The sequence below is a fragment of the Aetokthonos hydrillicola CCALA 1050 genome (genome assembly GCF_017591665.1).
Classification (GTDB): domain Bacteria; phylum Cyanobacteriota; class Cyanobacteriia; order Cyanobacteriales; family Nostocaceae; genus Aetokthonos; species Aetokthonos hydrillicola.
The window spans coordinates 1-9,900 of sequence record NZ_JAAKGC010000148.1; the positions used below are offsets into that span (position 1 = coordinate 1).

The following is a 9,900-nucleotide window of genomic DNA, read 5'->3' on the forward strand; positions in this document are numbered from 1 at the left end:
TAAAGTAGATTCTATAACTGAGGTTCCACAAGACCGATGGAATATAGATGAGTATTATGATTCTAACCCAGATGCTCCTGGTAAAGTTTACACACGCTCTGGTGGATTTTTACGTCATATAGATGAAGTTAAGCCTAATATTTCAGCCACGTGACGACGAACGTGAGCCACCAACATTTCTTGTCGTTCGCTGGGAACATATGCTTCCAAATGTAGCAAAAATTCTGATGGCGATGACTCAGGAGTCTGAGTAGCGTGTTTCCAGTCTACCAAAAACGACCACTCTGCCACTCTGTTTGACCACGCTGACCATTCAATAGGTACGACCCCTACTTCCACGCCTGAACTATTGATCAGTAGTTCCAGAGCTTCTAACATCTGAGGCGGAGAGATCGCACCCATGCCCTTCTGCTGTAACCGAATATCTGCACCACGCTCTGCTGCTTCTCCCACTTGAGAAACAGCACCCCAATGAATGCTTAATCCAGCCAACCCCATAGCTCGACGATAATGGGCTAAACCATCAAGAAACGCATTAGCTGCCGAATGGTTTGCCTGACCAGGAGAACCTAGTAGAGAAGCAGCTGAAGAAAACAGGACAAAAAAGTCTAATGACTGGTTTTGGGTCAGTTGATGCAAATGCCAAGCCCCTTGAACTTTCGGAGCCATCACTTGTTCAAAACTAGACCAACTCTGGTTTTGCAGAATTCCATCTGACAGCATCCCAGCCGAATGAATCACTCCCGCTAGTGGAAAGGTTGACTGGTTGATCCGAGATACCACCCTCGCAATAGATTGCCATTCCGACACATCAGCTTTTTCCACCACCACTAGGGCTCCCGCTTGTTCTAATTCCGTTAATTTCATCAACACCGCATCATCAGGTGAACGGCGTCCCACCAAAACTAAATGTTTGGCTCCCCTGGACACCATCCAACGGGCGACTAATAAGCCCAAACCTCCTAACCCTCCTGTAATCAGGTAGGTACAGTTTTGACGGAAACGCAAGGGAGTTTGGGCTGGAGTGTGACGACTACCGACTAACCGAGCCACATAACGACCATCTCCCCGGAATGCCACTTGGTCTTCAAAATCCTCTGACCAAATTTCGGAAAACAATGCTAATGCTTGATGTTCCAGAGTTTGCTGAGGGTCTAAATCAATGCGTACACACTTGAGTTCTGGGTGTTCTAAGCTAATGACTTTCCCCATTCCCCACACCGAAGATTGGGCCAACCCACAGATCAGGGGATGAGTTGCGCTTACGGGTTGTGCTCCAGAGGTGACTAACCATAAACGTGGCAGTTTAGATAATCCTCCTTTAACTAAGGCTTGTACTAATGATAACGTCGTGCCGCACCCTAGTTGAGATAAATCTTCTAATTCTTGGGAATTAATATTTTTACGTTCTCCAGCTTCAGTTGTCCAGCATTGCACGACTCCAAATAAAGAATCTGGGTGCGGTGCTACTTGGGCTACCAGTAGCTCAAACTCTTCTAGATTGTGAGGGTTGATCGTAAATTCTTCTGGTGCAATTTGTTGGTATTGCTTTCCGGTAAATACCAAGGTGCAGAGTTCTCCTACAGAGCGCAGTTGAGTTGCTAAGTGTTGCGCTACTCCCTGAGTGTCTGCTAATATTAACCAGTTCTTCTGTTCAGATGATATCGCCTCTAGTGTTGTTTCAGCAGCTTTGGCAATAATCACTGCTTGGTGGGACAAGGTTTCTGGCATTCCATCCATTTCTGGCATGGAGACCACTTGAGTATAACCTGTTTCACTGAGTAATTGTTTCCAGTTGGAGCGACTTAGTAGAGGATAGTCTGGTCGTAACTCATGATCTTGGAATTTCCACCATCCTTCCAATAGTCCGAAGATTAAATCCACCCATCTGGTCCGTGTTGTTGCTTCCAACAACACCAGCATTCCCCCTGGTGCTAACAGTTTCTGCACATGGGATAAAGTTTGCCTCAAACTGGTGGTTGCATGGAGCACATTAGCAGCGATAATTACATCATACTGATGTTTCTCAAATCCTTGGTTTACGGGGTCTAGTTCAATATCGAGGGTTTGATAGCGTACAAACGGATAATCCCGGAATTTCTCTTGGGCTTTGGTTGTAAACAAAGCACCAATATCGGTGAACACATATTCGGTTTGGTTCGGTGGTAAATGAGGCAGAATATAACTGGTGGTACCTCCAGTGCCTGCACCGATTTCCAACAATCGCATCCCTCGCTGTTGGGGCAATTTCTCTATCGCTTTGCTGATGGCTTTCTGTACCAGGGTATTCATCACCTGGGCTGCTGGAGATTCCTGATACAGTTGGGTAGCAGTGGTTAAATCCCCTTCAGGAAACACCAGTTGCACTGGGTCTTGTGTCCCTCGTAATACCCCACTCAGTTGAGATCCACAACGATTCAACAAAGTTAATTCTGCGACTGCATTCGGATATTGACTCAGTAGAGTCTGGCTGTTTTTATTTGGGTTAACTTGCTCTAAGGTTTGCAGTGTTTGCCACTGCTGTGGCGTTTCCTTGACAATTCCCACTTCTGCCAGTATTTGTAATATCCGGTTAAATAGTCGTTGCTGGCTAGGAACTATGCCTAGGCGTTGGGTGGCCGAATCGAGCGAAAAGTACTCTCCTGGTTGGTATGACCAGCCCATTTCTTGAAGCGCCTCCACTACATACTCCACACTCAACTGTTCTAGCTGAGTTAAAATTTCCTTGGAGCTATGATCGTCAACCTGTGTCGCTAATTCTGTCACTGTGGAACTTAATTGTTGCTCGACTTCTACAGGTTCAAGCAGGTAATCTGGAGGTAGCAACCGACCCAATTGACCTTTAGTTCTCCATTCCACTTCGTAGAACCAATTAGTCACGGCTTCGTCGTTTTCTGTTCCCAGCAGGGTAAGTGGAGTCGCTTTTTTGAGTCGTAAGCCTTCAACTGTGGCAATGATTTCTCCCTCTCCATTGACCAGTGTGACCTGAGTTGTTAAACTTCCTTCACTTTCAACTAGGGGTTGAGTCACTGATGCGTAACTCCATAGGGAAAGCCCCGGACGATCGTATACTTTTAACTGGTTTATACCTATTGGCAGATAAGTTTGTGTAATTTCATCTGGCAGTGCATGAAAGATTACCTGCAAAGCAGCATCTAATAAAGCTGGGTGAAACTGATAGTCGGTTATTTCTGCGACTAACTCTTGGGGTAACTTAATCTGAGCGATCGCCTGGTTTGATCCCCTCCACAGCTTTTGCATCCCTTGAAAACTTGTTCCATAGTCAATCCCGATTTGCTGACATTCTTGATAATGTTGTTTTACTTCTATCCGTTGAGTACATTGGCTCAGGTATTTTTCTAGGTCAAAAGTTTTAATAGCAGTGTCAATTTCTAACGGTTGAATTTTTCCAGAGGCATGAAGTACCCATAGGAGTTCTTCCTGGTTTTCTTGTTCGTGTTGAGTAAATATTTGAAACTGGTAGGTTTTATTGTCTAATGGGGTCAGTATGGTCTGAACCGTTTTAAGCACCCCTGCTGGCAAAATCAATCCTTGCCCAATGACTAGGTTTTCTACAAGCAGAGAGGAAGTTTTAAATTGGTTTAACCCTGCGGCTAGAGCTATTTCCAAGTAGGCTGTTGTGGGAAATAGGGCTTTGTCAAATACTCGGTGGTGGCTGAGGTAGACTGGTTCATCTTCTGCTAGAAAAGATTCAAAACGCTCTTGATTTTCTAGGCCTGCTAAGTGCTGTTTCTCACCTAGTAATGGGTGCAGAATTTTGGCTCGCCCAAGTCTTTTTTTCTGGTATTGATTATTATTAGTTTCAATCCAATAACTTTCTCTCTGAAAGGGATAGGTCGGCAATGCTACTTTCTGACGAGTGTAATGTTTGTCAAACTCAGACCAATTTACCTTCACTCCTTGCACATACAATTGTCCTAAACTAGAGAGCATCTGTTGCCATTCTTCTACACCTGGACGTAATGATGGCAACCATACTCCCACTTCCTCTGGCAAACATTGCCGACCCATCCCCAACAAAATTGGTTTAGGCCCGATTTCCAGGAATAGTTCATACCCAAGCTCATGCAGAGTTTTCATACTCTGGGCAAATCGAACTGGTTGTCGGACATGCTCCACCCAATATTCGGCTTTAGTTATCTCCAAACCTACTTTTTGACCAGTGACATTAGATATTAGTGGTATTTTAGGTTGACTATAAGTTACTTCTAGTGCTAATGCTTCAAATTCTGTCAACATGGGTCCCATCAAGGGGGAATGGAAAGCATGGGATACTTGTAATTGCTTGGTCTTAACTTCTATCCCTTCTAACTTTCTACAAATAGCAATAATTGCTTCACTCTCACCAGAAATTACTATACTTTCTGGTCCATTAATCGCTGCTATTGTCACTTGGGAAGTGTATTTTCCTATAGCCTCTGTTACCTGAGATTCTGAAGCCATCACAGATACCATCTGTCCACCGTTCGGCAACTGCTGCATTAACCGCCCTCGCATAGCAATTAATTTCAGACCATCTTCTAGGCTGAAAACACCTGCTACACTTGCTGCCACATATTCTCCCACGCTGTGACCCATCACCACATCGGGCTTAATTCCCCAAGATTCCCATAATTTAGCCAGGGCATATTCTATGGCAAATAGCGCTGGTTGGGTATAAGCTGTTTGGTCTATTAAAGATGAAACTTCATTTTTTGCTTGCTCAGGATAAAGTAGATCTAATAGAGGAATTTCGAGATATTTTTCCAGAATTGCATTACATTGGTCTATAATTTTACGAAATGTGGGTTGAGTCTCATATAACTGTCGTCCCATGTCTACATATTGAGACCCTTGACCTGTGAATAGAAAGGCGAGCTTCTTGTGTTGACTTTCGGCTTTTCCTCTTACCACTCCCTTTGTCTGATTATCTTGAAGAAAATCTGTTAATTTTTCCTGCAACTCACTTCTAGAATTAGCTACTATTGCCAGTCTTTCTGCAAAATCTGTACGTCCGGTATTGGCACTGAAGCAAATATCTTGTATCGATGCTTCCGTATTAGACTGCAAATAAGTTTCATATTTTTTTGCTAGTTCTCTCAGTGCTTTCTCCGTTTGAGCACAGAGAGTTAAAATTTGTTGCGGACGTTCTAGATGCTCTTCACTTTTGACTGTTTCTGGTGGCTCTTCTAATACAACATGAGCATTAACACCCCCAAACCCAAAGGAACTTACCCCTGCTCGTCTAGGAATAACTTCTCCTGTTTCTGTCTTTAAATGTTGCCATTCCTGGGTCTCACTAACTATATAAAATGGGCTGTCTTTTAAATCTATACGAGGATTTAATTGCTCAAAATTGGCAATCTTGGGCAATTTTTTGTGCTTTATTGCTAATAAGACTGTTATTAATCCAGCAATTCCCGCTGCTGCCTCTAAATGCCCTATATTTGTTTTTACTGCCCCTAGACCACAATAGGGTTTTTCTGGCAATGGTACTTGATTTTGTTGATGTAGTTGTTTGAAGCTTCGTTTAAGTCCATTTATTTCTATGGGGTCTCCCAATGGTGTTCCTGTCCCATGAGTTTCTATGTACGAAACTGTGTTAGGGGCTATATTTGCTTTTGTATAGGCAGCTCGCAATACCTGAGCTTGAGCATAAACATTCGGTGAAGTTAATGTTCTTGCTTTGCCTCCATGATTAACAGCACTGCCTTTGATTACACCGTAGATTCGGTCTTGATCTAAGAGCGCTTTGGCTAAAGGTTTTAATAATACTACTCCTGCTCCTTCTCCCCTCACATAACCATCTGCTTCACTGTCAAAGCTTTTACATTCTCCTTTTGGAGATAACATTCCTAGTTGACTAAAGGATATGTAACTGCTGGGAGTGCATAGTACGCTTATGCCTCCTACAAGTGCTATCTCACATTCTTTTTCATTAATAGAATTGACGGCTTGATGCAGGGCTACGAGGGAGCTAGAGCAAGCTGTATCCACTGGTACGCTGGGACCGTGAAAATTGAAGAAGTAAGATATTCTATTGGGAATGATGCAGGTGTAACTGCCTGTAGCGCTATGCCCTTCAATATTTTCATTTTGCTGTTGCAACTGATTGTAGTCGTAGTTACAAGCTCCGATAAATACTCCTACTTGACTTCCAGATAGTTCTGATGCTGCATAACCTGCATCTTCTATGCACGACCAACTCAACTCCAGCATGATTCTCTGTTGAGGATCCATTCTTGTTGCTTCTCTGGGCGATATACCAAAGAATTGGGCATCAAATTTGTCGATGTCTTCTATTAATCCTGACCATTTACTAATTGTTTTATTTGGTGTTTCGGGATTGGCAGAGTAATATTTTTCTACGTCCCATCTTTGGGCAGGAATTTCACTGATGCTATTTATGCCTTGTTCCAGATTTTGCCAGAACTCATCGTAGTCCTTGGCTCCGGGAAAGCGACAAGCTATACCGATAATGGCAATTGGTTCCGTTGTTTCCCGATCAACTGCTTCCAACTTATTGTTAACTTGCTCTAGAAGCTCAAACGACTGCTGGGATGAAAAAGGTTGTTGCATATAGGCTCTACAATAAATAGCTCATCACTCTAAGATATGGAAAAACTTCCTTATCTGGACTAGAGGAAATGATTGGTGTTTCCATATCTTTATCTTTTATTTTGAAACCGCATTTTTATCTTACTACTTATCGTCAATCCGTTCATGTGAATTTTGATTATTTTAAGTTTCGTCAACAGTAGAGACACTAAGCTTATAAAGCTGGTAAAAGAAAGGTAACACTTTAAAGAACTGCTTTTTCTTCTCTCCCATTAAGAGAATAAGCTGGAATGTAGCTTTGGGACTCTAAATAGCTAATTATTTGATAAACACATTCATAAACTGTAAGTTGATGACTAGGACAAATAATCTCTGGGTTTAGAGGTTCTTCATAAGGGTCGGAGATACCTGTGAAATTTTTGATTTCTCCTGTTCTAGCTTTAGCATAAAGTCCCTTAACATCACGAGATTCACAAACTGTCAAGGGAGCTTGAACGTAAACTTCCACAAAGTTGGTGGTTGTTCGTCTCAGTTCCTCTCGAATTTCTCTATAGGGACTGATCACCGCCGCGATCGCTATCACTCCATTGCGACTGAGCAAATCTGCTACAAAACCAGTCCGACGTACATTTGTATCCCTGTCTTCTTACTAAACCCAAGCCCCTTACATAAAGAGGTGCGAACAACATCGCCATCGAGCAATTCTACTCGACAACCCCTTGTTCGCAATTGTTGGGCTACCTCTTTGGCAATCGTAGTTTTACCAGCCCCACTTAGCCCAGTGAGCCACAGAACTGTACCTTTATGCTTCATAACTCGCTTTTTATGAATTTAATATTTTTGAAGTATAAAGTGCTAAAGCCTGGTTGGGAGGATGATCTTTGCCATACATTGCTGCTATGGATTCTAGCTCAATCGGGTTGCCAAGGGTGGTGCCTTTCAGGTGTCTCCAAAGAGAAAGTTGCTCGTTAACGCAGTTCCTGACTTTGTGATAATCTTTAACTTTCCCACTGTCTAATATTTCATTTTTTGGAACACCACTTTATAGCTTGGTTTCGAGAATCAAATAACCATTACGAAAATAAGATAGCTGGGTAAGTAATTTTAAGAGTAATCTTGGCAGCCAAGGCCAACGTTCTGGATATAGCTGATATAGAGACTGGACATTGAGCAGGCGCAATCCCATAGCTGTCACTTCTTGTTCATTGTTAACATACCACTTATGAGGCGCTCCGATTTGACTAAAAACCTTACTACCAACCTTGCCATAATTGCCTAAAATGTCCAATACAAATGAAGCACCTGGAAACCGAGAACGCATCTGGGAAACTAAGCGCTGCACCTCATTTGCTTCAAAATAGGGTAGTAAACCTTCTGCAATAAATAAAATTTTTTCAGGTGATACATCAGGTACAGCATTCATCCAGTCAAAATCCATCACTGAAGCACTAATAAACTGGTGCTGCTGTGTCTGTGTGTCTAACTGGCAGCGTATTTCAGTAACCACAGGTAAATCTATTTCCAGCCAACGATAACTACTCTCCCCGATGCGATGAAAACGAGTAGATAAGCCAGCCCCCAATTCTACAACGACAGGATTGGAATGATTAGCAATATGACGAGATGCTATTTGGTCATGATGGTAAGCTCGTACAGCAAAGCTAATTTGGGTAAGCTTCGATTTACTATAAATTGCTTCTAGCCCACTGTCCCATGGCAAGAGTTTACTCCACTCAACAGCTAGTGGATCTTGAAAAAGAGGATGACGATGAAGTTGTTCATTAGCTCGTCCTTTCAGAGTCAGCAGCATGGTGCTAGGCACACCTGTAAGTTCTGTAATGATTTGAGACATGAAAGTAATACATCTAGAGTAGAGAAGATCTGAAATGAGTTATTGCTCATTGTTCTTGAGAGCTTGCTCAATGGAGTTTTTTAGCTTCTGAGCGAGGATACTTACATTAGGTTGATCCACCATATGTTCGTGGTAACCAGGTATAGTATGTAACTCAATATCAGCGATCGCCTCCCTCCAACCAAGAGTTGGTTCTAACGCAGAAACATCTTGGACAAAACTCAACACTCCCTTTTCCGCTCGAAACAAAAGGCACCTACCTGAGTAAATTGGTGGGGAGTAATTGCGCATTGCTTCGGAGTTGAGCGACTGAACTCGTAGTAAACGTTCAACTTCAGAAGGAATCACGTTTGTTTGCTTGACCTGCTCACAAATCAAGATTGCTTGCTCCTCAATAGGCAGTCTTCGTAACTCTTCTGACGAAATTGAAAGTGTTTCCCCTTGTATCACAACTTCTTCGGCTAGTATTGGCTGCTCAGGCACAAGAGAAGGGGTATAAGTATCCAGCAATCCAAGAAAAGCTACTTGCTCGCCTTGGGTTCCCAGCTCATGAGCCATCTGCAAAGCCACCAAACCTCCGAAAGACCAGCCCATTAGGATGTATGGCCCGTGGGGCTGGACTTCTCTAACAGACGCTAGGTAAATAGTAGCCATATCTTCCACACGGGTGAGTGGCTCCTCTCCCTCTTCTATACCCAGCGCTTTCAATCCATAGAAGGGTTGGTCCCCACCCAACAATCGGGCTAATTCATGGTAGCAAAAAGTTAGTCCAGTATAAGGATGTACGCAAAAGATTGGCACTTTGGAGCCGCTCGGTTGAATCGAAACCAGAGGAGAAGGGGAAACAACTCTCCTATTTTGATTTAGATTAGCAGTCGTCTGCCCATCATTTAACGAATCAACATTAAAAATATGTGGGTGATCGCGTAGCAACTCTAAGATTTGTGTTTTATACTGCTTCAGTTGGGTCAATACTGAAGCAGTTAATTCGTCGTTAGAGGCGCGATAACGCAGCTTTTCGCCCTCACTCCATACTTGCCAACCTTGGCTAGCAATATCCTGCAAAAACTGAACTAAGTTCACAGTTCCCCTTCTACAAAATTTATCTTTTCAAAAATTTTCGCAATTAAATGTTCAGCAAGATCTTCAATATTGGAAAACTCAAACAAAACCGTTGCAGAAAGCGAACAACCCAAACTGGTTTGTAGCGAATTCCTTAACTCTAAAGCTAGTAAAGAATCCATTCCCATCTCAAAAAATCCTAGCTGTGGGTCTAGCATTTGAGCATCTGGATATCCTAGTAATTTACCTACAACACCTTGGAGATAATTCGTCATGAGTTGGGGGCGATCGCTAGCCTTAGTTGCCTTTAATTGTACTAAAAACTCGCTAGTCTGAGTTTCTTTTACTACAGACTTGGAATCAATAAATGCCTCCAATACAGGTGCCTTCATCCCTGGTGGCAACTGTGTGGCAAACTGAGACCAGTT

Annotated in this window: 5 protein-coding genes and 1 pseudogene; 1 reads left to right on the forward strand and 5 read right to left on the reverse strand. The window is 42.8% G+C overall.

What is annotated here, in order from left to right; all coding sequences use genetic code 11:
• Positions 1–43 precede the first annotated feature (43 nt).
• A complete protein-coding gene (locus G4P69_RS33580; RefSeq protein WP_313890603.1) occupies positions 44–154 on the forward strand; it encodes a hypothetical protein in 111 nt (36 codons plus the stop codon).
• On the opposite strand, the gene G4P69_RS33585 is transcribed toward G4P69_RS33580, so the two are convergent.
• The 5 genes and pseudogenes from G4P69_RS33585 to G4P69_RS33605 all read right to left on the reverse strand — a co-directional run.
• Complete coding sequence (locus tag G4P69_RS33585) at positions 115–6,579, reverse strand: type I polyketide synthase (protein ID WP_208354186.1); 6,465 nt, start codon at positions 6,577–6,579, stop codon at positions 115–117. The two genes, G4P69_RS33580 and G4P69_RS33585, sit on opposite strands and share 40 nt — an antisense overlap.
• Before the next feature lie 223 nt (positions 6,580–6,802).
• Positions 6,803–7,371: pseudogene (gene cysC, locus G4P69_RS40770) on the reverse strand (adenylyl-sulfate kinase).
• Between the two features lie 229 nt (positions 7,372–7,600).
• Positions 7,601–8,410, reverse strand: a complete 810-nt coding sequence (locus tag G4P69_RS33595; protein WP_208354188.1) for a class I SAM-dependent methyltransferase — start codon at positions 8,408–8,410, stop codon at positions 7,601–7,603.
• A gap of 39 nt (positions 8,411–8,449) precedes the next feature.
• Positions 8,450–9,493: a thioesterase domain-containing protein gene (locus G4P69_RS33600; protein WP_208354190.1), complete on the reverse strand. Its 1,044-nt coding sequence runs from the start codon at positions 9,491–9,493 to the stop codon at positions 8,450–8,452.
• Positions 9,490–9,900: acyl carrier protein (locus G4P69_RS33605; protein ID WP_208354192.1), on the reverse strand; the 411-nt coding region annotated here is incomplete at its 5' end. The genes G4P69_RS33600 and G4P69_RS33605, both read right to left, overlap by 4 nt.

Coding starts and splice junctions, on each gene's coding strand:
- G4P69_RS33585 (WP_208354186.1), bottom strand. CDS start 6,579: ATGCAACAACCTTTTTCATCCCAGCAGTCGTTTGAGCTTCTAGAGCAA.
- G4P69_RS33595 (WP_208354188.1), bottom strand. CDS start 8,410: ATGTCTCAAATCATTACAGAACTTACAGGTGTGCCTAGCACCATGCTG.